Raw genomic sequence first — 25226 nt, 5'->3', positions numbered from 1 at the left:
GAACCAAAAAAATTTCCACTTTTACAGTTTTTGTGTGCCTTATTAAAAATATACAAAAAACTAGAGGGAACTCTCCCTCTAGTTTTACTAGAACGTCTTAGTGAAGACGCTTCTTTTTGCTCTCTTTTAACTTCTTAGGCGTAACATCTTTACCTTCCTCGTCCACAACTTTAATCGTATGAAGGTGGTTTGTCATAGATTGTCGGAAAACTTTTAAATATTCCTGACGTAGCTCTTGCTGTTCTTTCGCTTCAGATTCTGTCAGACCTTCAGCCTTTGCCTTTTTTGAAAGAGCATTAATACGAGCAAGTTTATCTTTTGATAGCATATAAAACCTATCTCCTTATAATCAATAATTAAAATTACCGAACCGTTCCGGCAACATGTAGTCATCTTACTAAATCTCTTTCGTTTTATCAAGAGATTGAGCACTCTCTTGATACTCTTGATAGCGACGATGTACCGTTGCTTTTGAAATATTATAACCAAAACCTTTTAGCGTAACTGAAATTTCAGCAAAGGTTAAGCCGTTATGACGAAGGCGGACAATTTCTTCAATCGGCGCTTCTTTTTTTTCTCTTCCTGAGTTAACTCCTTGATTTTTTAAATTTTGCTGCGGACGATAACCGTTTTCTACGGCTCTTTTCATTCCTCTTTTAATTTTAGCGTTATGTAATTTCCGCTGATGCTCTTCCACTAAGCTAATAATATCTAACACCATCGAATCAGATTCTGAAAGCTGAAGCTGACCTTGATGACTAATCGTATAGATCGTAGCATTTTCTTTATGAAAAGCATGAAGAAGCGCAATTCGGGCATTTCCTCTGCCTAATCGCGTTTCGTCTTGAATGAGCAGCACAGATATTTTTTCTTCTTTCATTGTATGAAGAACATCCAATATACCCTCTCTGTCTACGTCATATCCGCTTGCTTTTTCCATTACGACTTTTTTTACGTTTAGATGGTGAAGATCAGCAAGCTTTTTTAATTCTTCTTGCTGGCGCTGTAAAGATGTTTCTTGGGTTTTTTTATCCGTACTTACACGGCAATAAATAATGGCGTCCACTTTTATCACGACCTTTTCGGCTTCTAACAATATTCAGGAACGGCCGTTACACACTACTGTTCAATTGCCACTTGATTATGTAACTCTTTTTTTAAAACAGGAATATATAATTTATCTCCAGGAGATAAAGACTGGGCAGTGTCTGAGTTTAGATCATTGACGTCTTCAACCCATTTGACAAATTCATTGGTGGTCAAATGATGGTGATTATGATACTTGTTGGACAAGTCCCAAAGCGTATCTCCTTTTGTAATAGTAACCGTTGAATATTTGTCTAAATCTACTTTATCCGCTCCTAAAACCAGCGTCAATACATATGTAAGTGCAGCGATAACTGCAAAAAAAATAGCGTAATGTTTCATAGAATGTAAGAATTGGTGCATATTATGATCCCCCTATCAGAATATATGTTCTTATTTTATTGAGAACATTTGTTTCTGTCAATGGAATTCTTCGAACTTATGTTTGTATATTGACACATCACGTGGTATAATTCACCTAAAGAATAGCTAAAATCGAGGTGAAAAATATGAAGCTATCAAAACGTCAACAAGACATACTAGATTTTATTAAGCACGAAGTAAAATTAAAAGGTTATCCGCCTTCTGTTCGTGAGATTGGGGAAGCGGTGGGATTAGCCTCTAGCTCCACTGTACACGGGCATTTAGCTCGTTTAGAAAGTAAAGGGTTAATTCGCAGAGATCCAACAAAACCAAGAGCAATCGAAGTTCTTCAACTAGACGAAGTAAACATCCCTAAAAGCAATGTCATTAATGTTCCTGTTATCGGTAAAGTAACAGCGGGTCTTCCTATAACAGCCGTTGAAAATGTGGAAGAATATTTCCCTCTTCCAGATAAATTCGTTTCTCCAGATGATCATGTATTTATGCTTGAAATTATGGGAGAAAGTATGATTGAAGCAGGTATTCTAGATGGCGATATGGTAATCGTACGTCAGCAGCAAACTGCTAATAACGGAGATATTGTGGTCGCTATGACCGAGGACAACGAAGCAACGGTAAAACGTTTCTTTAAAGAAGAAAATTTCGTTCGTTTACAGCCTGAAAATTCAACGATGGCGCCTATTATTCTTCGCCACGTAACGATTTTAGGAAAAGTCACTGGTGTATATCGCACGATTCACTAATCACACACTGTATGTAAAACCAACTAATCATGATGTTAGTTGGTTTTTTACGTTTGTTTTCTAAAAAAATTGGCATATTATAAATGATACGTCGAATCATTACAGGCAGGTAGAGCGGTTTTTATAAAGCCTGTTTTACCTTTTACTTTCTGTCTGCATTTTTTCGACTCTCAAAAAAAATACAACCGACTATAAGAAGGATGTAGTTTATGACCAATACACCAAGGAAAACAGAACCATTTCAAACTATTATGCCTACCAAAGCAATGAACATGTTTCTTTTTCCTTTTTCCTTTGATCGAAAAAATAAAGAGCAGCTTGTTCATGCACTAGAAGCAAATATGTTTGAGTTTTTTTCCATTCAAAACAAACATGTAGAAAAAGAATACTACGGAGAACAGTATTACGTATCTCATGATAGCTTGGATCAATATTTTCTTCCTTACATTGAATGTATTCTATTTCCTGATTCGTGCGAAAAAGAAGGCTTGCTTCGATTTTCAAAAAAAATAGACCATACCGTTACGCTACAAACTTCCTCCACCACCGTGTCTAGCAACGTGCTGTCTGTGGATGTTTTTTTATGTCCTTTTGAAATTGGCGTCATGACCATTCGCACTGAGATGAGTCATAATCATTACACCTATGATGACATTTTAGAATTCATGAATCATTTTCGTGTATTAGAACCGAAGCTTGCTGAAGAGCATGGATCCACCATTACCTATGAACATCATCGCTATAGCAAAGTACAGGATTATATTTTTTCACAGCTCGCGCCATTTTTGAACGAACACATCAAAAAAGAAGCGACGCGTGAACAGCACGTCGGGAGTCTTCCTTATTTTATCGATGAACGGATGTTTGTATTAAGTTATGTAACGGTAAATCAAGAGCAAGAGATTAACTCCACAACTTTATTTCGTACTGGGCAGCTAAATAGCTATACGCCTGACGGGAAACCGTTTATCTCTGCACACAACCATGAGTATATTAAAACGTATAATACCAAACACGTGTATTCCAGATGGGCTCCTGAAACCTATTACGTTATAACAGACCATGTGTTTTCGTGTATTTCTAAATCGACAGACTCTAAAACGGATCAGCTTTTGATGAATCATCTATTTGGCCAACATTACTATAATTTATTTTTGCATTTTTTCTATAAAATCGTGTTGCTAAAACTATCCTATGAGTATTCTCAGCTCACGTTTCATAAAAATTCAGAGGGCATCGAGCGACTAATTCGCTCTATTACTGTATTTTCAGGTAAATATTTATTTTTAGAAATTAGCTCTCGCACGGAAGGTCAAGAGTTTTCTGAGCTCTTTAAAAAAATCTTCCACATCAATTCTCTTTATCAAGAAGTCAAAGAAACCCTTGGTACTTTGTATCAAAATCAAGAGAAAATCGCGGCCAAGCGTCACAATTACTTATTATTAATTTTAACGATTTATACCGTTCTTTCCGGTATTTACGGAATGAATTTAGTTATTAGCAAGCTAAAGGGAAACATCAATTGGGATAGTATGAAGCAGTTTTCTATCTTTGAATATATCGCTTTAATAGTAGCTTTATCAGGAATTCTGATCAGCATTAGTCTCGGAGTGAGTTCCCTATGGAATTTATTAAAAGATCGATTTAAAACATAAAAGCTGTTCGCATCAGAAAATACATTATAAAAAAGAAGAGATTGAGACATAACTAAACCAAGCAAGTCTAAAGGGAAACAAATGAAATAAATAAGCTAGCAGGGATTGCTTGTGACATCGCAGTTGATTTCCGTGCAAGACTTCGCTTTCCGCGGGCGGCCGGTGAGCCTCCTCGTCGCTTGCGCTCCTGCGGGGTCTCACCCCTTCCGCTTTTCCCGCAGGAGTCTTCGTCTTGCCCTCCAATCAACTGCTGGAAAGAACTAAACAAATGAAACCTACGTGCACCATAAAAAACGAACCACTAATCAAACATGATGATTAATGGTTCGTTTTTCGCTTCGACTAAAATCCTTTTTTCCCAACCTCTTTTATCTATTACTAAATCACTGCCTACTCCACTGAACCTTTTATTACACGTTGTGCCGCTGTTGTAATTTCAGAACAATCTAACATTATACTCTATAAGAAAAATATATACAAAATAATAAAATATGGTATCATAGGGTAGGAATTTTGTACCTTATCTTTGAAATAATTTGCAGGAGGTAATATGCTTAACTCATTTTTATCCAAAAGCCTGATTCTTTTATGTGTCATGATTCTTACATGGTCTCTATGGGGCAGTTATAGTGCGATGACAAATTCATTGGACTTAAAAGGCTTGGCTTTAAGTAATTCATTTATTATTGAAGGAATATGTATCACTTTCCTTGTCATTTTTCTAATAGCTATTGCAAGTAGATACATGAACAAAACTGTTTTTTTTATTTCACTGATTGTTTTGACCTTAGGTGTTCGATTAGCATGGATGCTTTCTGTTCAAACACCTGTAAAATCTGACTTTCTTGTCATGTTAGATGCCGCACGTAATATCGCAAAAGGAAATTATGAATTTAACCAAAGCGTTTATTTCACTACATGGGTATATCAGCTAGGCTTTTCATTCTATGAATCTATTGTTATTCGCTGTTTTGGAGATAGCATTTTTACATTAAAATTGTTAAATATTTTTTATTCTACTGGAACCGTTATTTTTATTTATCTAATTGGCGCTAAAGTATTTAACGAACTTGCTGGGAGAATGGCAGCTTTCCTATATGCGTTCTACATTCCGAACATTCTCTACAGCTCAGTGTTAACCAATCAGCATTTAGCTACTTTTTTATTTTATGCAGCTTTTTACCTTATTATAAAAAGATTTGCTCATAACAAGTTTAGCTGGCTTTATATTGGTCTTCTATTGTCGTTAGGAAATTTAATGCGCCCTCTGGGACCCATTATTATCGTTGCTGTTTTCATTTATTTCATCTTGCAAATTCTTCAACCTTACATTAAAGCGAAGGATGCTGCTGAGTTAAAAACTCGTCGAAAGAAAATAGGAAAAAACCTCGTAGGCGTACTGGCTACTTTTTTTATTGCAAATGCGCTGATCAACTACTCTTTTGTAGCGAGCGGTATTTCTAAATATCCTTTAAGTAACAGAGATCCTTTATGGAAATTCGTTATTGGCTTTAATTATGAAACAAGCGGTTCTTATTCTTCAGAGGATGCTAGTCGTTTTATGGGTATGCCAATTGGAGAAAAACGAGCTGAAGCAGAAAAAGAAGTAATTAAAGAGCGAGTAGCAGATAAAGAGCAACTTTTAGATCTCTTTCACATTAAATTCCTGAATATGTGGGGAGGAACGGATGCATCTACATTTTGGAGTATTTCATTAACTCCTCAAGAAGATGTACCTTTTAATAAAGAGAAATTAATTAGTGCTGCTCAAAGTTATGAAAGAATCATTTACGTTTCAACTACTATTCTTTCCATTATTGGACTTATATGTTTATTCCTGAAGAAGCAGGATAAATATCCGTATACACTGTTTTTATTACTAATCATAGGATACGTTCTTATTCACTTGCTTATTGAAATTCAAACTCGCTATCGATTCTTTATTTTCCCAAGCTTTATGCTGCTCGAAGGGTTTGGTATTTCAGTGATTCTATCTTATTTACTAGTACGGTTTACTAAAAATAAGACCCAGGCAAAATGTGAAGAGATAAATTAAATGGAAGGGATTATGCAACCGTGATAAAATTCCTGAAATTCGGATTTGTAGGTATAATGAATACCCTGCTCACTATTATCAGTTACTTAGCACTGATTCATTTTGATATGAATTATATATTGGCTAACGTACTATCCTATTTCATTGGCGTCATAAACAGCTACTATTGGAACAAATCGTGGGTGTTTCAAGCAACTGTACATAAATGGATGTTAGCTCAATTTTTCATCGTAAACCTTATTACTTTAGCAATTAATACATCTTGCTTATTCCTTCTTGTACACTATACACCTGCTAATCCGATAATTGGACAACTGTTGTCTACTTGTATAGGAATGTTTTTTAATTTTTTTCTTAATAAAATATGGACGTTTAAGCACACAAACAATCACTCGATAGGAGGTAAAGCATGAAAGAACTAATTTCAATCGTGGTACCTATGTATTTTGAAGAAGAAGTAGCTAATGAATGCTATAATCGCTTGCTTTCCGTCATGCATGAAAATCACATTAACTATGAATTCATTTTCGTCAATGACGGCAGTACAGACCGAACAATTGAAATCTTAAAGGACGTAGCAGCTATGGATTCTAACGTAAAAATTATTGATTTTGCCCGTAATTTCGGGCACCAAACTGCCGTCACAGCAGGTATTGACTATGCTCAAGGTGATGCTATCGTAATTATTGATGCTGACTTACAGGATCCGCCTGAAATGATTCCTGAATTAATTGCTAAATGGCAGCAAGGCTATGAAATTGTATACGCAAAGCGCAAGAAGCGAAGCGGAGAGACCTTTTTTAAATTGACAACGGCTAAGTATTTTTATCGCTTTTTAAATTATATGTCCGATATTGAAATCCCAAAAGACACGGGAGATTTTCGTATTATCGACCGAAAAGTTGCGGACGTATTCAAAAAAATGACTGAACGCAATCGTTTCGTAAGAGGAATGATGTCTTGGGTCGGCTTCAGGCAAACATATGTAGAATATGAGCGCGATGAGCGTTTTGCTGGTGAAACAAAATATCCTTTAAAAAAGATGATCAAGTTTGCTTCAGATGGAATTATTGGGTTTTCAACGAAACCTTTACGTTTAGTAATGGTTATTGGCTTGTTATCAGTTTTTGTATCACTTCTCGTTTTAAGTTATTCGATTGTTGTTTGGCTGATAGGTGAAAATATTCAGCCTGGCTGGACTTCGATTATGGTAGCTATCACTTTCTTTAGCGGTATTCAGCTACTTGGTTTAGGTCTAGTGGGACAATACATCGCAAGAATTTACGATGAAAGTAAAAATAGACCTATTTACGTTGTACGTGAAACTATTAACTTTTCTGCGGCTTCAACAGATTCTCAAAACGTGCGTGAAAAAGTATATAGCTAAAAAAACAAGGAAGAAAACAACTGTTTTCTTCCTTGTTTTTTATTCTTTTTGAAGCTGTAAATCGCTTGTCACCCAGTCAGGAATTCCATCATCTTCATCAAATTCAATAATGACATCCGTTATTCCTTTTTCCTGTAAAATACGATTTTCGAGACGATCTTTAATATCATCCGCTTCTGCTACTGTTAAAGAAGGATCAATTTCTACTTTTAATTCAACGTGAAGCTCTTCTCCTTCTTTCATCACCATTAACGTTTGAATATCACGCACTTGTACATCTTGCATAACAATGGCGCCAATTTTCATTTCCATTTCTTTATCTGCTTCACCAAGCGCTCCGGCAGCGTTATCTAAAAATACTCGTCCTACTACAAAAAACATCATAAGACCAATTAGCATAGAAGCAATTCCTTCAGCTTGATGAAAAGGCGTAAACCGCGAAATAAAAACGGCGATTAAAGCCAATACGCCTCCTCCAGTAGCTACCAGATCTTCCATAAAAACAAGCTTAGTTGCTGGCTTTGCTTTCTTTAGATGAACAAAGCTTTGCGTAAAAACATTGACCTCTGCAGTATTCATTCCGACATCGTGCAAAATTTCTTTCATTGCCTTAAAGAGGACAAACATCTCAAGTAATACCGAGATGCCAAGTACTGCAATATTTAAAATAAAGCCTGAAGACTTCGTCGGATGAAGAATATGATGATACCCTTCTTTAATCGTTTCAAATGCCATAATTCCTACTACAAGAACCGCCCCTAATAAAACGAGATTAACCAATCGTCCAAATCCGTTTGGAAATCGTTTGGTCGGAGCTTTTTTGCTTAATGCTGAACCTATAAAAACAAAGAACTGATTTGCTGCGTCCCCTAAGCTGTGCATCGTTTCAGCAAACATCGCTACATTTCCCGTTAAAGCAAAAGCAATCCCTTTAATAATGGATATAATGGTATTAACTATAGCGGCCATCATGGCCGATTTATTTCCTTTTCGCAATAACTTAATTAATTCACTCATGCAATCCCTCCGTTTGTGCCTTTGATGAGATTCAATTATGGTTAGTGTATGTGAATTTAAAAATTAAAAACCTCCAACATATAAGTTGGAGGTTTTTAGTCATGTTTCATTATTTTTTAAAACGATAAGGTACCGTTGTAACGATTACGTTTTTACGGTAAAGCAAATGTGCTTTTAACAGCAGACTGGACTGATTATGAAGGATGTTTTGCCAGCTTTTTTTCGTGATGAACTGCGGAATAACAACCGTAATAGCCATATTATTTTCACGGGCTTTTTCTTCAGCCATATCGATGAATCGAAACAGCGGACGCACAAGACTGCGGTATTGAGAATGAAACGTAACAATACGAATATCAGGCTGCCACTTTTCCCACTTCTCTTCCATTCTCTTTTCGCTTTCTCGGTCAAAAGCAACGTGCACCGCAATAACGGTATCACCAATCGTTCTTGCATAGTTCAATGAATTTTCCACTACCTTTGTCATTCCTGCTACAGGAACAATGACCACACTTCCTTCAAGCTTTCCAATCTTTTCTCCTTGCTTAATACGAAGCTGCTCTCCTACCGCTTCATAATGCGTATGAATGCGATGAAAAATATAAACGATAACCGGTAAGAAAACGAGCACGGACCATACTTGTGAAAACTTCGTTGTAAACAAAATGATTAGCACCGTTAAGGTAATGAGGGCACCAATTAAGTTAATGGTTAGCTTTCCTTGCCAGCCGGCCGGCTTTTCTCTAAGCCATTTGACAATCATGCCTGTTTGAGAAAGCGTAAATGGAATGAACACTCCAACTGCATAAAGAGGAATTAATTGTTCCGTCGCTCCTTTAAAGGCGACAAGTAAGACAATAGAAGCAATTCCAAGGGTCACAATTCCATTTGAATAGCCTAGTCGATCGCCGCGAATTTGAAACATTCTTGGCATGTATTTATCAGACGATAAGTTTACGGCAAGCAAAGGGAAAGCTGAAAAACCTGTATTCGCCGCTAGCACTAAAATCAGAGCTGTGGTACCTTGAATAAAATAATAAAATCCATTTCGTCCAAATACACTCGATGCAATTTGTGATACAACCGTTTCATCTGCTTTTGGAGAAATGCCAAGCCAATAAGCTAAAAACGTGATGCCAGAAAATAAAACGGCTAAAATACCGCCCATCAGCATTAATGTATGAACAGCATTTTTTGCACCTGGATCTTTAAAGTTAGGCACTGCATTTGAAATAGCTTCTACACCAGTCAATGCCGAACAGCCTGATGAAAAAGCTTTTAATAATAAAAACAAACTAATACCTGGCACCACGGTACCGAGAGATGTATGAAGCTCAGGTGAAACTTGACCTGTCACTATTTTGAAGAAGCCCACCGCTATTAACAAAATAAGAGCAATAACAAATAAATAAACCGGATAAGCTAAGACAGAAGCGGATTCTGTTACACCTCGTAAATTTAAAACCGTAATAAAAATCACCAGCAAACACGCAATTACTACGTTATAGTGATGCAGCGTTGGAAAAGCCGAAGTTAAAGCATCGGTTCCTGCTGAAACACTCACGGCAACTGTTAAAATATAATCTACTAACAGTGATCCCCCAGCGATAAGTCCAGGATTTTCTCCTAAATTGGTTTTCGAAACAATATAAGCTCCTCCGCCTTGCGGATACGCATAAATAATTTGACGATATGAAAGAATTAAAGCCGTCAGCAGCACCAATACCCCAATCGCAATTGGAATCGAATACCAATAGGCAAGCACGCCCACTGTTGCAAGGACAATCAAAATCTGTTCTGTTCCATAAGCCACTGAAGATAAGGCATCTGATGATAAAATAGCCAGCGCTTTAAGCTTACTAAGCTTTTGATCGCCTAACTCTTTTGTTTTGAGCGGCTTTCCAATCAATAATCTCTTGAGAACTGAATAGTTCACGTAATTTCCCTCCGATGATTGCTTAGCTACTATTCACTGTTCGTTGCTAAGCTCCGTTACAAGTTCATGAATAAGTGATATTATCCCTAAAAAATACCTTTTTATGTTAAAAAAGCGCACAAAAAAAACACTAAGGGTTCTCAGCGTTTTTACACAGCTTAAACCTCCTCTCCAAAACGCTTATGGGGTTAGCTGTCGGATTCGGGCTATGAGAGTAGCCCTACCTTTTAAAAAAAAGGATTCACCCCAAGTGACAATGCACAAATTTGGGTCCCCCACTTCTGACGAATTAAGCGATAACAGGTCAATATAATTTTCGGTTAAAGAGTATGATCGATAACATGTTTCTTTCATAACTATCCTTTGTTCTTAGATAATATACTCCCGTACAAATGGTTTGTAAAGCATTATTTTACGTAAACGATAAAATAGTACTTAAGGCGCTTTTAAGGGGAAAACAAAAGGCCTTCTGCCTGCTTACAGAAGACCTGCTTTCTTTAACTTTTTGCTTTTAAAACGGCTGCTAGCTTGTTTTTCGTTTGAGGACCATAAATGCCATCTACATCATAAGGAAGATACACAAGCTGAAAACGTCTGACTGCATCTTTCGTTTGTACTCCATATATTCCGTCTACTGACCCTACTTTAAAACTAACCGCGTTTAATGCTCTTTGAAGCTGTTTCACTGCTTCTCCAGAATCGCCTTGTTTTAAAATTCCATTGGGAAGTGGATATTGTTCAGAAGGTGGTGTTGGAGTAGGTGTTGGTGAAGTTCCTGAAGGAATAACAATTGTTTTTCCAACCTGTAGTGTTAAAGGATCAGAAAGCCCTGTATTCGCTTCTTGAAGCTCCTGTACTGTTATGCCGTACTTCTGTGCAATACTGTACAGCGTATCTCCTTGCTTAATTGTATACGTTTTTTCACCTGGTTCAGAAGGTGATGGATTTGGTGTCGGTGTTGGAGATGGCGATGGATTTGGAACTGCACGACGAGGTAAATTTAAATATACGGCAATTCCTTTTGCATACGATTCACCCATGCTTTTTAAAAAAGCTTCATTTTGAAGAAGTGCTGCATCGGCGCTCCTATCAATAAAAGCTATTTCAGTTAGTACTGCAGGCATATTTGTTAAGCGAAGCACCGCATAATTGGCCGATTTTCGTCCACGATTCGGATGATTATACGACAGCAGCGTTGGCTGTACTTGCCCGTGCACAATCGATTGAAACGTTTTACTAGCATTGCTAGCGCTTCTATAAACATAATCTTCGTATCCTGTTCCTCCACCGGCATTTACGTGAATAGACATAAATGCATCTGCCCCCCACGAATTAGCTTGAGAAGCGCGCTGAGATAACGATAAAAAAGTATCTGTGGTACGGGTGGTTTTAATCGTAAAGTCACTGTAAGTGCTATTTAAATAGCTTATTAAATATTGTTGAATTTTTAACACTAAGTTTTTTTCATACAGTCCATTCGCTCCAACTGCTCCTGCATCTGCCCCACCATGTCCTGCATCAAGATAAATTTTTTTCATATTACTTGTCCCTCCTTATTGTTAACATATGCATGAGGGAAAAAAGTGCTACGTATACTAGCCTACTTAGTGAAAAATTACTAAAAAAGGAGATTGAGACATAACGAAATCACTTCAACCTAAAAACGAACAAATGGGATAAATGCGCTAGTATGGATGGCTTGTTACATCGCTGTTGAATTCCGTGCGAGGCTTCGCTTTCCGCGGGGGGGTGGTGAGCCTCCTCGTCGCGTGCGCTACTGCGGAGTCTCACCTATTCCACTTTTCTCGCAGGAGTCCCTCCAATCAACTGCTAGAAGCAACTAAATAGATGAAATCTACGTTCATCCTACCAATAAAAAAATCCGCACAATTCATCGTGCGGTTCCCTCCCCCTAACATACTTTTGGTCCAAATTCTATTCTGGTTGATTAAATAGATCAGGAGGGTCTATTATTTATAACGTTAGGACCTATTTAAAAAGCAGAACGCCTACAACAATGAGAATAATCCAAATTGGAATGCTTATCAATATCCCTATCACTAAACCTTTAAAGAAATTTCCTTCTTTCATTTTTATTACATTCCTCTCCAACAGTATTTTCTAACGATACTATGATTGGCTGAAAACTCTCTGAAGTTATACTGAAATACAGTGCAGAGTGAACACATAAACAATCTCACTATCTGTTATACACTACTTTTACTTATAGATTCAATGAGACAAAAAGCTCATCCTTTTTGATTCATGTAAACAAATTCTTTCTTGTATGTAACAAAACAATAAAAAAGCTCCCTGTAAATTATACGACAGGCAGCTTTTTTATAAACAAGCTATATTATTCAATTTACGTATGTAGAATGTTATTTATTCATTGTGAAAAACAAAAAAGTCGGAGAGAACGTACAAACGATCTCTCCGACTTTTAAAAATTAATATTGGCTCATGTATTGGTCACGTTCCCAAGGATGAACTTGTGTACGGAACATATCCCACTCGATTTCTTTCGCTTCAACGAAGTGCTCTGCTAAGTGTTCACCTAATGCAGAAACCATAACTTCATTTGATTGGAAGCTATCTAAAGCTTGAGCTAATGTTGCAGGTAAATCTACGATACCTTCTTCAACACGCTCTTCTTTTGTCATTACATAGATATTACGATCAATAGGTTTTGGAGCTTCAAGATTGTTCTTGATTCCATCTAAACCAGCTTTTAATAGAACAGCCATTGCTAAATATGGGTTAGCAGCTGGGTCTACGCTACGTACCTCAACACGAGTTCCTACGCCGCGAGAAGCTGGGATACGGATTAATGGGCTACGGTTGCGAGCAGACCATGCAACATAACAAGGAGCCTCATATCCAGGTACTAGACGCTTATAAGAGTTTACAGTAGGATTTGTTACTGCTGTAAAGCTGTGTGCGTGCTTGATGATACCTGCGATAAATTGACGAGCAGTATCACTTAGCTCTAGATTACCGTTCTCATCATAAAATGCGTTTTGGCCATCTTTGAATAACGAAACGTTACAGTGCATACCTGAACCGTTCACACCAAATAATGGTTTTGGCATAAATGTAGCATGTAAGCCATGTTTACGTGCAATTGTTTTTACAACAAGTTTGAACGTTTGGATATCATCACAAGCTTTTAATGCAGCAGCATATTTGAAGTCGATCTCGTGTTGTCCAGGAGCTACCTCATGGTGAGATGCTTCAATTTCAAAGCCCATTTCTTCAAGCTCTAATACGATGTCACGACGGCAGTTTTCACCAAGGTCAGTTGGCGCTAAGTCGAAGTAGCCACCTTTATCATTTAATTCTAATGTAGGTTCACCTTTTTCGTCTAATTTGAATAAGAAGAACTCTGGCTCAGGTCCAAGGTTAAAATCAGTAAATCCTAACTCTTCCATCTCTTTTAACACACGTTTTAAGTTATTACGTGGATCGCCATCAAACGGAGTTCTATCTGCATTGTAGATGTCACAAATAAAACGTGCTACTTTACCTTTTTCAGATGTCCAAGGGAAAATAACAAATGTATCAATATCCGGGAATAGGTACATATCTGATTCTTCAATACGTACAAACCCTTCAATAGAAGAACCGTCAAACATCATTTTGTTGTCTAACGCTTTTTCTAATTGACTTACTGGAATTTCAACGTTTTTAATTGTTCCTAAAATGTCAGTGAACTGAAGACGAATATACTTTACATTCTCTTCTTGAACTTTGCGGAAAATATCTTCTTTTGTGTACTTTGCCATCGTGTGATCCTCCCCTAAATCTCTATATAATATTTATAATCTATACCCCTCATATACGAACGGCATAAATATTGATAACTTTATTAATGAAAGAACCTGGACATATCTCCTTGATTTAAAGTTGCTCGATTAAAACGGCCTGCTTGCATAAGTTCTGCACGAAGCATTTTTCGCAACTCATCGTCCGTTAATTCTGGCTTTGCTGTTTCTGCCACAACTTTTTCTTCTTGCTTATGCCCTTTTTGCTCCTTTTGAAGATGAAACAGCTGTTTTACACCTGCTAAGTTTACACCTTGTTCGATTAGATCGCGGATTTCAAGCAGCTTATCAACATCGTTAAATGAGAATAGTCGTCGATTTCCCTCTGTTCTTACCGGTGCAACTAATTCATGTTCTTCATAGTAGCGAATTTGGCGAGCAGACAACTCAGTTAACTGCATCACAATTCCAATCGGGAAAAGTGGCGTATTTCTTCGAATGTTGTCACTCATTTCAGTTCCTCCTTTGGATTAACTATTTACATTGTATGCTATGTTAGTTCACCTGTCAACCGAATGTTAGTAATTCTAACATAAATTTTTCTGAACATTTTTTCTATACAAATAAATAGCACTTCGTTTATTTTTATAGCTTATTTTTTCCTTCTTAACGGGGAGAAATAATCTTTCTATCTTATAAAAGTTCTTTTGTCAGTAATTGATCTACCGCCATGCATATTGCTACTTTTACATGAGCATATGTTAATCCGCCCTGCACGTAAGCGACATAAGGCGGCCTGATAGGACCATCTGCCGTAAGCTCGAGGCTCGCTCCTTGTATAAACGTTCCTGCTGCCATAATTACATCATCTTCATACCCTGGCATATAAGCAGGATACGCCGTTACGTGTGAATTAATTGGCGAAGCGAATTGAATTGCCTGACAAAAAGCCACCATTTTATCGCGGTCATCAAACTGAACGGATTGAATTAAATCTGTTCGTTCACTGTCCCACTTCGGTTCACTTTGCATACCAAGCTCTTCAAACATAGCGGATGAGAAAACCGCTCCTTTTAAAGCTTGACCTACTACGTGCGGCGCCAAGAAGAACCCTTGATACATTTCTTGCAAGCTATACAGCGTCGCTCCAGCTTCTGCACCGATTCCAGGAGTTGTCATTCGGTATGAACAAGCTTCCACTAGGTCTTTTCGTCCTGCAATATAGCCACCGATTTTAGCGAGACCTCCACCAGGGTTCTTAATAAGCGACCCCGCCATCAAATCTGCTCCTACATGCGTTGGCTCGATTGTTTCTACAAATTCACCGTAGCAGTTGTCAACAAATACAACAACGTCAGGCTTAATGCTCTTTACAAACGAAATCATTTCTTTTATTTGCGCGACTGTAAAAGAAGGACGAATGCCGTACCCTTTTGAACGCTGAATGCCTATCATCTTTGTATGCTCATGAATAGACGCTTTCACTTCTTCAAAATCCACTTGACCTTCCTCAGTTAAATCTACTGATTTATAGCTAATGTTATATTCTTTTAAAGAACCTACACCGCTTCCTCGTATGCCAACGATTTCTTCAAGCGTGTCATAAGGCTTTCCGGTTATATATAATAGTTCATCTCCAGGACGCAGTACACCAAACAGCGAAATGCCGATTGCATGCGTGCCTGAAATAATTTGCGGACGCACTAGACATGCTTCTGTTCCAAAAACGTCCGCATATACTTTCTCCAACGTATCGCGGCCTAGATCGTCGTAGCCATACCCCGTTGTCGGATTAAAATGTGAATCACTCACTCGGTTTTGCTGAAAGCTTTGCAGCACTCGAAATTGATTTGCTTCAATACGCTCGTCAATTTTCTCATGTACGGGCTTAATCTGCTTTTCTACTTTTGCAGCAAGTTCCCGAATGCGTGCCCCGTTTTTTAACTGATCAAACATCATTTCTTTGTTCCTCAACTTTCTTCAAGCGTTTGTAGCTTTTTGTAAAGGGGATGCTCTTTTGCAATATACCCTTTGCACTGATACTTCTCAGTTTCTTCATTGAACTTTAACGACTCAAGAATAGAGACCGTTTTTAGTTCAGCGAGCATTTTTCCTTCATAAGCCGGCAGCAGCACATGAAAAAACGCCATTTCTTTTTTCATTTCTTCTTGAATTCTTTCCCCAAGCTTCACTAAATCCGTAGCTTTAAAAGCGCTCATTGATAACGATGTTGAAGCGGATGGGACAAATAGTTCATGCTGCATATCTTCTTTATTGTAAACTGTCAGCATCGGAATGTCCGTTACGTTCAGCTCTTCTAGTAAGCGATGCACTGTTTTTTCGTGGTTGTTGTAATCTGGATTAGATGAATCTACCACGTGCAGAACAAGGTCAGCTTCGGTTACTTCTTCAAGTGTTGAACGGAACGCGGCTACTAACGTTGTTGGAAGATCTTGAATAAATCCAACCGTATCCGTTAACAGCGCCGTTAATCCTGACGGAAGCGTATACTGTCTTGTCGTTGGATCAAGAGTTGCAAACAGCTGATTTTCTTCAAAAATACCAGCTTCTGTTAAGCGGTTAAAGATCGTTGATTTACCAGCGTTCGTATAGCCCACAATTGCAATTTGATAGACATGATTACGCTTACGTCTTTCTCGATAACGTTCGCGGTGACTTACCACTGTCTTTAACTGACGCTTAATTTCATCAATTTTACGGCGAATATGTCTGCGGTCACTTTCAAGTTTCGTTTCACCAGGACCTCTTGTTCCAATTCCGCCTCCAAGACGCGACAAAGCGGTACCTTGTCCTACTAACCTAGGCAGCAGATAATTTAATTGAGCAAGTTCCACCTGCATTTTTCCTTCTCGCGTTTGAGCACGCTGTGCGAAGATATCCAAAATCAGCTGCGTGCGGTCAATAACACGCGCAGATAACCCTGCTGACAAATTGCGGATTTGACTCGGTGACAATTCATCATTAAATACAATTAAATCAGGCTCTAACTCTTCTTCAAGAGCCACAAGTTCTTCTACTTTCCCTTTTCCAATATAAGTAGCTGGATGAATACGATCGCGCTTTTGCGTTAACCTTACCAGCACTTCGCCTTTTGCAGTCTCAGTTAAAGATGCTAGCTCATCCATTGAATATTCAAAACGTTCGTCATCGTCATGAAGCTGACATCCGACTAAAATTACGCGTTCAAGTTCAGTATTCATTTCTGCTGTCAAAGATTTTTCCTTCCCTTACTATTAAATTGACAAATCATTCATATCATATCAAAAAAATCTCCATTTCTCCATCTTTGCAAAAGAGACAGAATACATTGTCTTTTACTAGTTTAACACCCTTTTTAAAATCTATAAAACGATGATTAAAAAAACATTGAAATATCACGAAATTCTGTATACAATTTGAATTGGTTTACTTATCGAAATTTGAATCAGGCTGCCTGATTTTAAAATAATAGTCGCTACTTGGTGAAAACAGAATAAAGGGGATAGCATCATGACTTGGGACGTACTTAGCATTATTGGAACGATTGCTTTTGCAATCAGCGGAGCTTTCATTGCGATGGAAGAGGAATATGATATTTTAGGCGTTTACATACTCGGAATCGTAACGGCTTTTGGCGGAGGAGCCATTCGAAACCTGCTTATCGGTGTACCGGTGTCTGCCCTTTGGGAACAAGGACTCTTTTTTCAAATTGCTTTATTATCTATCACTGCCACTTTTTTATTTCCAAACAATATCTTAAAACATTGGAAGCGATGGGGAAATTTTTCGGACGCCATTGGCCTTGCAGCATTCGCGATTCAAGGAGCGCTTTATGCCACTCATATGAATCATCCGCTTAGCGCGGTTATTGTAGCTGCGGTCTTAACAGGAAGCGGCGGGGGGATTATCCGAGATTTATTAGCACGCCGAAAGCCTACTGTTCTTAAAGATGAAATTTATGCCGTATGGGCGATTATCGCAGGATTTAGCGTAGGGCTCCATATTACTAACACGCCTGTAGAACTTTATACGTTATTTATCTTGCTTGTAGGCCTTCGGATGTGTTCATACATTTACAAATGGCGCCTGCCGATTAAAACGATTCGACAACCAAATATGTAGAAAAAAGCCTTTCATGACGAAAGGCTTTTTTTCACAGCTGAATATCGCTTGACGTTAAAGTTAAAAGCTCGTTGCGTTCAAAGCTTTCTTCTTCTAAAAGCCTCATGGATTGAGTACGTATGGAACGTTCAATAATGTTTCGCACATATCGACCGTTACTAAAATCCCTAGGCGTCTGATTGTACTTCACGTCCATAAAATGATCTTTTAGCTTTTTATAGGCCTCTGTACTAAACTGATACTGCCTGTCATTCATCATGTGACCCGCAATGTCCATCAGTTCATTAACATCATAATCCGGAAAATCAAAAATAAACGGAAATCTAGAGCGCAGCCCTGGATTAAGACTTAAGAAATTTTCCATTTCTCTTGGATAACCAGCTAAAATCAATACAAACTTATCATTTGAATCTTCCATATGTTTGACCAATGTATCAATCGCTTCTTTTCCAAAATCTTTTTCTCCCCCTCTTGCAAGAGAATAAGCCTCATCGATAAATAAAATACCTCCAAGCGCTTTTTTTACAAGATCTCTCGTTTTCTGAGCGGTATGACCAATGTATTCTCCAACTAAATCTGCACGCTCTGCTTCAATTAAATGTCCTTTAGACAAGATGTTCATATTCAAAAATAATTTACCCAGCAGGCGGGCTACCGTCGTTTTCCCTGTTCCTGGATTTCCTTTAAACATCATATGCAGCGCCTGCTTTCCCGCTTTTAAGCCCTGTTCCTCTCTTTTTTTGTTAATATATAGCCACGCATATATTTCTTTTATCATTTTTTTCAATTCTTCCATTCCAACCAGTCCGCTCATTTCTCGTTCAATTTCCCGAAGCGGCTCATGATTTATCACAGCTTTTTTGGCAGGACGCGGAATTGATGTCGTATACGATTTTTCCTTTTTTGTTTCATTATTTAAAATGATATTAATTTGCCCATTATTTTTAAGAGTTATCGGCTGTTCCACCATGTTCACCTCTCGTTTCATCCCACTTCTCTGTATCGCATAGCTGCATGCGATGAACGATACGAAGACAATGATCTCTTATTACCGAAGAAATAATCGTCTATTATAAGGTTTATGTTCAATGAGTAAAAACAATGTTAAGAAACTTTTCTAAGCCTTTATTTACATAAAAAAAGCATCCGAATATGCGGATGCTTCTCTTTAATCTCTATTCAAGTTCTACTGTAATATTTTTATTTGGTACAAATGTCGAAATCGCATGTTTATAAATCAGCTGCTGTTTTCCTTCAGATTCAATTAGCACAGTAAAATTATCAAATCCTTTAATTAGTCCTCTTAATTGAAAACCATTTAAAAGAAATACCGTCACATAGATATTTTCTTTACGTAATTGATTTAAAAATTGATCTTGAATATTAACTGATTGTTTCATTATTCGGCCTCCTCGTTTCTCTATCTGTTTACTTAATTCGCTTCTTTCTTCAGCTTTCCTGCAATATATGTAAAAATTTCAGCAAACTTTTCGGGAAATTTGTCAACTTCCATCTCTATCCATTTTACAGGCATTTTATTTCGAAACCATGTTAACTGACGCTTTGCATATCTGCGTGAATTTTGTTTCAACTGTTCAACGGCTTCTTCGAGCGTACAGCGTCCCTCAAAATAAGCATAAAGCTCTTTGTAGCCGATAGCTTGAATTGATTGTACATCATGCAGACCACTTTCGTACAATGATTTGACTTCCTCAAGCAGTCCAGCCTGCATCATCATATCGACTCGGTGATTAATTCTCTCATATAATACGTCTCGATCCATTGTAAGTCCAATAATGGTTACATCGTATAATAACTCTTGCGACTGTTCTTTTGTATAGTCACTGAATTTTTTGCCGGTTACTTCATAAACTTCAAGCGCTCGAATTACACGGCGATGGTTATTTTTATGAATAGCAGCCGCACTGTCTGGGTCAATTTCTTTGAGCTTCTCATACAGGGGATCAATGCCATGAGCTTTAATAAATACTTCCATTCGTTCACGAACTTTTTCATCACTAGGCGTTTCTGTGAACTGATAATCATAAATAACGGATTGAATATAAAGACCCGTCCCTCCAACAATCATCGGCATTTTTCCTTTAGCATGAATATCATCGATTTGTTTTCTTACAATCTCTTGAAATTCTGCCACAGAAAACGATTCATCCGGCTCCTTAATATCGATCAGGTAATGGGGAACACCCTGCATCTCTTCTTCTGACACCTTTGCTGTTCCGATATCCATCCCTTTATAAATTTGCATCGAATCACCTGAAATAATTTCTCCGTCTAACTGTTTGGCAAGTTCAATGCTTAATTTTGTTTTACCAACCGCAGTTGGTCCAATAATGACAATAAGTTTTGGTTTCTCTCCCGTCATAACAACACTACTTTCATCTATAGGCATTCACATCATTCCATTTTATCCAAATGGTCATGATTTATTCAACAAAACGGCTAGCTGCAGCTAGCCGCATTGCTTACATCACTCGCTTAAACATTTTTTCCATTTCATACGTCGAATGATGAATAATAATTGGTCGTCCGTGCGGACACGTAAATGGATCCGTTGTTTTTCTTAACGTTTCAAGTAAAGCAAAAATCTCATCGTTTCGCAAATGATGATTCGCTTTAATCGATCCTTTACAGCTCATCATAATAGCCGCTTCTTCTCGTAACTTCTCGATATTGACTCGTTTCATCGTAAAGATTTGCTGAATCATTTCTTCAATGGTTTCCTGTTCCTCTCCTTTTGGAAACCACTGCGGATGTGAACGAACGATATAGGAGTTTTGTCCAAACGGTTCTAAAAAGACTCCTACTTCAGCAAGCATGTCTTTGTATTCTTCTAAAATCAAGGCTTCATTTCCCGAGAACTCTAGCGTAAGCGGCATAAGCAGTTCTTGAACTTCTGAATCTACTTCTCCAAGCTTTCGCTTAAAATATTCGTACTTAATTCTCTCCTGCGCCGCGTGCTGATCAATAATAAATAATCCTTTTTCATTTTGTGCCAAAATATACGTTCCGTGCATTTGTCCAATTGGGTACATCGCAGGAACACGCGGTTCTGGCTGTTCTTTGGCTGAACGGTTTGGTTCTGGAATAGGTGCGTTTTCTTCCACCGATTCTTCATAGTGTTCTATTTCTCGAAACGTTGGCTCAAGTTCTTCATCTTGACGTATGACCTCTGTTTTAACAGGCGGCATGATCTCGTCTACACGAGCGGTAGTCTCCTTAAAGCTAGGCTCGCGAACCGTATCAGACGGCTGATAGCCAGACGGTTTAGACTGATGATCAAATGTAAAGGTCTGCTGCTCAGTTGGCTGCACAGCTGATTTTGACTTGGTTGGTACTACAGCATCCGGAATTAACTGCTGCTTTTTAAAAGCAGCTTTTACTCCTTGTTCAATAAGCTCAAACAGCTCCGCTTCTTTACTTAAACGCACTTCTAGTTTCGCTGGATGAACATTCACGTCCACTAACAAAGGGTCCATTGTAATGGTTAAAAACACGATTGGAAAACGGCCGATAGGTAAAAGGGTATGATAGCCCTGCTGTACCGCTTTTAACAACCCGTAGTTTTTAACAAAACGACCGTTAATAATGGTGGACATATAGTTGCGAGAAGCTCGTGTAATTTCAGGAAGGGCAACGTAACCATTCACTTCATAATCAAGAGACTGAACGTTAATCGGAATCATTTTTTTGGCGACTGCCATTCCATAAATAGCTGCAAGCACTTGGCGCACATCTCCGCTTCCGTTCGTATACAGAAGCTGTCTTCCTTGATGCATCAGCCGAATTGAAACTTCAGGATGAGACATCGCAAGGCGATTGACGACATCCGTTACGTTACCAAGCTCCGTGTTTACCGTCTTCATATATTTTAAACGTGCAGGTGTGTTAAAAAATAGGTTTTCAATAACAAGTTCGGTACCTTTTCGGCTTGACGTTAATTCGTGATGAACGATTTCTCCGCCTCTAAGTTTAAGGTGAGTGCCGGCTTCTTCTCCCGTACTCGTTTTGAGTTCAAGCATTGAAACCGAAGCAATACTTGGCAAAGCTTCACCGCGAAATCCTAACGTTCGAATTCGAAATAAATCTTGTTCTGTTTTGATTTTACTTGTCGCATGTCTTTTAAAAGCGGTCAAGCAGTCTTCAGAAGCAATGCCGTCTCCATTATCCAATATACGAATTTTTGAAAGCCCAGCTTCTTCTAGTTCAATTTCAATAACTGTACTGTTTGCATCAATAGCATTTTCGACTAGTTCTTTCACCACCGAAGCAGGTCGTTCAACAACCTCTCCGGCAGCAATTTTATTTGAAAGTTCGTCTGAAAGCTGCACAATTTTACCCACAGACTCACTCCTCTCAATCTATTTCTTTTTTAATGATTTTTGCAGTTCATACATCGCATTCATTGCGTCTAAAGGCGTCATTTCTAAAATATCGAGCTCTTTTAAACGATCGATAATTGCTTTTTCACGTTTTGAAAGCGCAGGCTTTTCTTTTTTCTCTTCTATTTCAAAGAACGAAAGCTGATTGGCTTCATCTGCTTTTTTACGATCTGCACGTTCTTCTTGAACCAAAGAAGCACCTTCTTGTGGAACTTGTTGTGTTATCTCTTCTCTTTTTGGAGCCTGACGTACAGGTTCACGCTCAGAAAATTGTTCTAAATCGTGTAAGATGACGCGAGCTCTCTCCAGAAGCGGATCTGGAAGTTCTGCTAGTTCCGCTACGTGAATACCATAGCTTTTATCTGCGGCACCATCTTTGATTTTGTGTAAAAAGACGACTTTCCCATTTTTTTCAACCGCGCTTACATGAACATTTTTAAGCGCAGGAAGCGACTCATCGAGTACGGTTAATTCATGATAATGAGTAGAAAATAGTGTCTTACAGCCAATATGTTCATGAACGTATTCAATAATTGCTTGAGCAAGAGCCATTCCGTCATACGTAGACGTGCCCCGTCCAATTTCATCTAACAGGATCAGACTCGACTGAGTGGCATTTGTCACTGCATTCTTCGTTTCTAGCATCTCGACCATAAACGTACTTTGACCTGAAATTAAGTCATCAGCTGCTCCGATACGTGTAAACACTTGATCAAAAATCGGCAGAACCGCTTCGTCAGCTGGCACAAAACAGCCAATTTGAGCTAATATCGCCGTTAAAGCGACCTGACGCATGTACGTACTTTTACCAGACATATTTGGTCCTGTAATCAGTAAAATTGAACTATCATCTGTCATTTGACAGTCGTTTGGCACATATTCCTGCGAATTCATTACTTTTTCTACTACTGGATGGCGTCCATTTTGAATCGAAATGTCTTCACTTGAAAAAATAGGCTTAGTGTAATGACGTTCTTCACTGATTTTTGCAAAGCACTGCAGTACGTCAAGCTCACTTACTTTTTTAGCAAGTTCTTGCAGCCTTGGAATATATGCTTTTACTTCTTCACGAATTTGTAAAAACAATTCATATTCCAGCTCTACAATTTTCTCTTCCGCTTCTAAAATCAGCGCTTCTTTTTCTTTCAGCTCAGGCGTAATAAAACGTTCTGCATTGGTTAACGTCTGTTTTCGTTCATACATTCCTTCAGGCAAAAGATGCAGATTTGCCCGCGTTACTTCTATATAATAGCCGAACACGCGATTATAACCAATTTTCAGTGAGCGAATCCCTGTTTTCTCACGCTCTTGCTGTTCAAGTGACGCAATCCACGTTTTTCCGTTTCGGCTTGCATCTCGGTATTGATCAAGCTGTTCATGATAGCCGTCATTAATAATGTCTCCTTCTTTAATTGACAAAGGAGGGTGCTCTTTTAATCCTCTTTCAAGAAGATTAGCTAATCGCTCACAAGGATCAATGTCTTCAACAAGCTTTGTGGCATAAGGATGATTCAAACGATTCACAACCTCTTGAATATGAGGCACATTTTGCAATGATTTTTTTAATTGAATTAAATCACGAGCATTTACATTCCCAAAAGCTACTCGACCAGCTAAGCGTTCTAAATCATATACGTCTTTTAACAACTCACGCAGTTCTTCTCGTTCAAAAAACTGTTTCATTAAGACATCTACCATATTCAAACGATTATCAATATCCGCTTGTTTTAAAAGCGGACGGTCAATCCAATTTTTTAATAAACGGCCGCCCATTGCCGTAACGGTCTGGTCTAATAGCCATAGAAGCGAGCCTTTCTTTCCTTTTGAACGAATCGTTTCGGTTAACTCTAGGTTTCGCTTAGAGAACAAATCAATTTTCATATATTCATTGATTTGATAAAACTGCACGGGCTGTAAGTGCTCAAGCGAACGCTTCTGCGTGCGAGTTAAATACTGAAGAATACGCGCAAACGTTGTAATAAGCTTTTGCTGCTGAAGCGACTCTACTAAATAATCTAGTCCTTCTACTTGATCTGTACTATTCTCATAAGAAATGGTAATCGTCATGCGCTCTTTTAGTGTTTGTAATAAGTCAGCAGGAAACTCAGAGCTTACAACGACTTCTTTTGCTTCTTTTGCATAAATCTCTGAGACGATATCGTGAAATGAACTAACAAGCGTTACGCTGTTTTCTCCTGTAGACAAATCAGAAAGAGCAAGACCAAACGTTTGATCCTCGAACGCAGTAACAGAACAAATATAGTTATTTTCCTTTTCATGCAGTCCGCGTTCATTCATCAGTGTTCCGGGTGAAATCACCTGCACCACTTCTCGCTTTACAACACCTTTTGCATGCTTAGGGTCTTCTACCTGCTCACAAATAGCTACTTTAAATCCCTTTTCAATTAAACGCTCGATATACGTAGGAGCAGAGTGATACGGAACCCCGCACATCGGAATTCGCTCTTGTCCTCCTCCGTCTCGACTTGTTAATGTTATTTCAAGTTCTTGAGAAGCTGTCGTAGCATCTTCAAAGAACATTTCATAAAAATCACCTAATCTAAAAAATAAAAAGGCATCTTGATACTCTGCCTTAATTCTCAAATATTGCTGTATCATTGGCGTATACGCTGCCATACTATTCCTCCATACCACATCTAGTTGTGCGTTTTTGCT

22 protein-coding genes and 1 riboswitch are annotated in these 25226 nt (G+C 38.2%); of the genes, 6 read left to right on the top strand and 16 right to left on the bottom strand.

Features of this window, described 5'->3' with window-relative positions:
* Nucleotides 1–97 precede the first annotated feature (97 nt).
* The 3 genes from ACRPLY_RS07610 to yneA all read right to left on the bottom strand — a co-directional run bounded on the left by ACRPLY_RS07610 (nt 98) and on the right by yneA (nt 1449).
* Nucleotides 98–328 (bottom strand): DUF896 domain-containing protein, encoded by a 231-nt coding sequence (locus ACRPLY_RS07610; RefSeq protein ID WP_013058775.1) that lies wholly within the window; start codon nt 326–328, stop codon nt 98–100.
* 69 nt (nt 329–397) lie between these two features.
* Nucleotides 398–1066, bottom strand: coding sequence for a YneB family resolvase-like protein (locus tag ACRPLY_RS07605; RefSeq protein WP_028411365.1), 669 nt, complete (start codon nt 1064–1066; stop codon nt 398–400).
* A gap of 53 nt (nt 1067–1119) precedes the next feature.
* On the bottom strand, nt 1120–1449 hold the full coding sequence (gene yneA / locus ACRPLY_RS07600) for a cell division suppressor protein YneA (protein WP_028411366.1): 330 nt from the start codon (nt 1447–1449) through the stop codon (nt 1120–1122).
* A 146-nt stretch (nt 1450–1595) separates the two neighbouring features.
* On the opposite strand from yneA, the gene lexA reads away from it, so the two are divergent.
* Nucleotides 1596–2213: a transcriptional repressor LexA gene (gene lexA, locus ACRPLY_RS07595; protein WP_013058778.1), complete on the top strand. Its 618-nt coding sequence runs from the start codon at nt 1596–1598 to the stop codon at nt 2211–2213.
* A 209-nt stretch (nt 2214–2422) separates the two neighbouring features.
* Nucleotides 2423–3868, top strand: coding sequence for a hypothetical protein (locus tag ACRPLY_RS07590; RefSeq protein WP_034270839.1), 1446 nt, complete (start codon nt 2423–2425; stop codon nt 3866–3868).
* A gap of 67 nt (nt 3869–3935) precedes the next feature.
* On the opposite strand, the gene ACRPLY_RS07585 is transcribed toward ACRPLY_RS07590, so the two are convergent.
* Nucleotides 3936–4136 (bottom strand): hypothetical protein, encoded by a 201-nt coding sequence (locus tag ACRPLY_RS07585; RefSeq protein ID WP_223546232.1) that lies wholly within the window; start codon nt 4134–4136, stop codon nt 3936–3938.
* Nucleotides 4137–4418: 282 nt separating this feature from the next.
* On the opposite strand from ACRPLY_RS07585, the gene ACRPLY_RS07580 reads away from it, so the two are divergent.
* From ACRPLY_RS07580 to ACRPLY_RS07570, 3 genes are read left to right on the top strand one after another with little or no spacing between them, the layout of a single operon-like run.
* Complete coding sequence (locus ACRPLY_RS07580; RefSeq protein ID WP_028411368.1) at nt 4419–5924, top strand: ArnT family glycosyltransferase; 1506 nt, start codon at nt 4419–4421, stop codon at nt 5922–5924.
* 20 nt (nt 5925–5944) lie between these two features.
* Nucleotides 5945–6337 (top strand): GtrA family protein, encoded by a 393-nt coding sequence (locus ACRPLY_RS07575; protein ID WP_028411369.1) that lies wholly within the window; start codon nt 5945–5947, stop codon nt 6335–6337.
* Nucleotides 6334–7311, top strand: a complete 978-nt coding sequence (locus ACRPLY_RS07570) for a glycosyltransferase family 2 protein (protein WP_155017477.1) — start codon at nt 6334–6336, stop codon at nt 7309–7311. Before ACRPLY_RS07575 ends, ACRPLY_RS07570 begins: the two co-directional genes overlap by 4 nt.
* A gap of 39 nt (nt 7312–7350) precedes the next feature.
* On the opposite strand, the gene ACRPLY_RS07565 is transcribed toward ACRPLY_RS07570, so the two are convergent.
* The 7 genes from ACRPLY_RS07565 to hflX all read right to left on the bottom strand — a co-directional run bounded on the left by ACRPLY_RS07565 (nt 7351) and on the right by hflX (nt 17261).
* Nucleotides 7351–8328: a cation diffusion facilitator family transporter gene (locus tag ACRPLY_RS07565; protein WP_028411371.1), complete on the bottom strand. Its 978-nt coding sequence runs from the start codon at nt 8326–8328 to the stop codon at nt 7351–7353.
* 109 nt (nt 8329–8437) lie between these two features.
* Entirely contained in the window at nt 8438–10264 is a 1827-nt protein-coding gene (locus ACRPLY_RS07560) for an APC family permease (RefSeq protein ID WP_028411372.1), read from the bottom strand.
* A gap of 162 nt (nt 10265–10426) precedes the next feature.
* Nucleotides 10427–10570: riboswitch (cyclic di-AMP (ydaO/yuaA leader) on the bottom strand.
* Between the two features lie 191 nt (nt 10571–10761).
* Entirely contained in the window at nt 10762–11802 is a 1041-nt protein-coding gene (locus tag ACRPLY_RS07555; RefSeq protein ID WP_028411373.1) for an N-acetylmuramoyl-L-alanine amidase, read from the bottom strand.
* 912 nt (nt 11803–12714) lie between these two features.
* Nucleotides 12715–14049: a type I glutamate--ammonia ligase gene (gene glnA, locus ACRPLY_RS07550; RefSeq protein ID WP_013084732.1), complete on the bottom strand. Its 1335-nt coding sequence runs from the start codon at nt 14047–14049 to the stop codon at nt 12715–12717.
* A gap of 83 nt (nt 14050–14132) precedes the next feature.
* Entirely contained in the window at nt 14133–14540 is a 408-nt protein-coding gene (locus ACRPLY_RS07545) for a MerR family transcriptional regulator (protein ID WP_014458504.1), read from the bottom strand.
* 181 nt (nt 14541–14721) lie between these two features.
* On the bottom strand, nt 14722–15984 hold the full coding sequence (locus ACRPLY_RS07540; protein WP_033579808.1) for an aminotransferase class I/II-fold pyridoxal phosphate-dependent enzyme: 1263 nt from the start codon (nt 15982–15984) through the stop codon (nt 14722–14724).
* 14 nt (nt 15985–15998) lie between these two features.
* The gene (hflX, locus tag ACRPLY_RS07535; RefSeq protein ID WP_016765352.1) at nt 15999–17261 is read right to left on the bottom strand and encodes a GTPase HflX; all 1263 of its coding nucleotides are present in this window, start codon (nt 17259–17261) and stop codon (nt 15999–16001) included.
* A 277-nt stretch (nt 17262–17538) separates the two neighbouring features.
* On the opposite strand from hflX, the gene ACRPLY_RS07530 reads away from it, so the two are divergent.
* On the top strand, nt 17539–18150 hold the full coding sequence (locus tag ACRPLY_RS07530; protein WP_013058789.1) for a trimeric intracellular cation channel family protein: 612 nt from the start codon (nt 17539–17541) through the stop codon (nt 18148–18150).
* Nucleotides 18151–18181: 31 nt separating this feature from the next.
* Here ACRPLY_RS07530 and spoVK read toward each other — a convergent pair whose 3' ends face one another.
* From spoVK to mutS, 5 genes are all read right to left on the bottom strand, one after another.
* Nucleotides 18182–19120 carry a stage V sporulation protein K gene (gene spoVK, locus ACRPLY_RS07525; protein WP_223546698.1) on the bottom strand — a complete coding sequence of 313 codons (939 nt, stop codon included), beginning with the start codon at nt 19118–19120 and terminating at the stop codon, nt 18182–18184.
* A gap of 205 nt (nt 19121–19325) precedes the next feature.
* Nucleotides 19326–19550, bottom strand: coding sequence for an RNA chaperone Hfq (hfq, locus tag ACRPLY_RS07520; protein WP_013058791.1), 225 nt, complete (start codon nt 19548–19550; stop codon nt 19326–19328).
* Nucleotides 19551–19582: 32 nt separating this feature from the next.
* Nucleotides 19583–20533, bottom strand: coding sequence for a tRNA (adenosine(37)-N6)-dimethylallyltransferase MiaA (miaA, locus tag ACRPLY_RS07515; protein WP_098112974.1), 951 nt, complete (start codon nt 20531–20533; stop codon nt 19583–19585).
* Between the two features lie 100 nt (nt 20534–20633).
* Complete coding sequence (gene mutL / locus ACRPLY_RS07510) at nt 20634–22511, bottom strand: DNA mismatch repair endonuclease MutL (protein ID WP_028411376.1); 1878 nt, start codon at nt 22509–22511, stop codon at nt 20634–20636.
* Between the two features lie 18 nt (nt 22512–22529).
* Nucleotides 22530–25187 (bottom strand): DNA mismatch repair protein MutS, encoded by a 2658-nt coding sequence (gene mutS / locus ACRPLY_RS07505; RefSeq protein WP_028411377.1) that lies wholly within the window; start codon nt 25185–25187, stop codon nt 22530–22532.
* Nucleotides 25188–25226: the final 39 nt, after the last annotated feature.

The organism is Priestia sp. TGN 0903, assembly GCF_050846855.1.
Taxonomy (GTDB): Bacteria; Bacillota; Bacilli; order Bacillales; family Bacillaceae_H; genus Priestia; species Priestia zanthoxyli.
This window is presented reverse-complemented; position numbering and strand designations above follow the sequence as displayed.

Coding starts and splice junctions, on each gene's coding strand:
- ACRPLY_RS07610 (WP_013058775.1), bottom strand. CDS start 328: ATGCTATCAAAAGATAAACTTGCTCGTATTAATGCTCTTTCAAAAAAG.
- yneA (WP_028411366.1), bottom strand. CDS start 1,449: ATGCACCAATTCTTACATTCTATGAAACATTACGCTATTTTTTTTGCA.
- lexA (WP_013058778.1), top strand. CDS start 1,596: ATGAAGCTATCAAAACGTCAACAAGACATACTAGATTTTATTAAGCAC.
- ACRPLY_RS07590 (WP_034270839.1), top strand. CDS start 2,423: ATGACCAATACACCAAGGAAAACAGAACCATTTCAAACTATTATGCCT.
- ACRPLY_RS07580 (WP_028411368.1), top strand. CDS start 4,419: ATGCTTAACTCATTTTTATCCAAAAGCCTGATTCTTTTATGTGTCATG.
- ACRPLY_RS07570 (WP_155017477.1), top strand. CDS start 6,334: ATGAAAGAACTAATTTCAATCGTGGTACCTATGTATTTTGAAGAAGAA.
- ACRPLY_RS07565 (WP_028411371.1), bottom strand. CDS start 8,328: ATGAGTGAATTAATTAAGTTATTGCGAAAAGGAAATAAATCGGCCATG.
- ACRPLY_RS07555 (WP_028411373.1), bottom strand. CDS start 11,802: ATGAAAAAAATTTATCTTGATGCAGGACATGGTGGGGCAGATGCAGGA.
- glnA (WP_013084732.1), bottom strand. CDS start 14,049: ATGGCAAAGTACACAAAAGAAGATATTTTCCGCAAAGTTCAAGAAGAG.
- ACRPLY_RS07545 (WP_014458504.1), bottom strand. CDS start 14,540: ATGAGTGACAACATTCGAAGAAATACGCCACTTTTCCCGATTGGAATT.
- ACRPLY_RS07540 (WP_033579808.1), bottom strand. CDS start 15,984: ATGTTTGATCAGTTAAAAAACGGGGCACGCATTCGGGAACTTGCTGCA.
- ACRPLY_RS07530 (WP_013058789.1), top strand. CDS start 17,539: ATGACTTGGGACGTACTTAGCATTATTGGAACGATTGCTTTTGCAATC.
- spoVK (WP_223546698.1), bottom strand. CDS start 19,120: ATGGTGGAACAGCCGATAACTCTTAAAAATAATGGGCAAATTAATATC.
- hfq (WP_013058791.1), bottom strand. CDS start 19,550: ATGAAACAATCAGTTAATATTCAAGATCAATTTTTAAATCAATTACGT.
- miaA (WP_098112974.1), bottom strand. CDS start 20,533: ATGACGGGAGAGAAACCAAAACTTATTGTCATTATTGGACCAACTGCG.
- mutS (WP_028411377.1), bottom strand. CDS start 25,187: ATGGCAGCGTATACGCCAATGATACAGCAATATTTGAGAATTAAGGCA.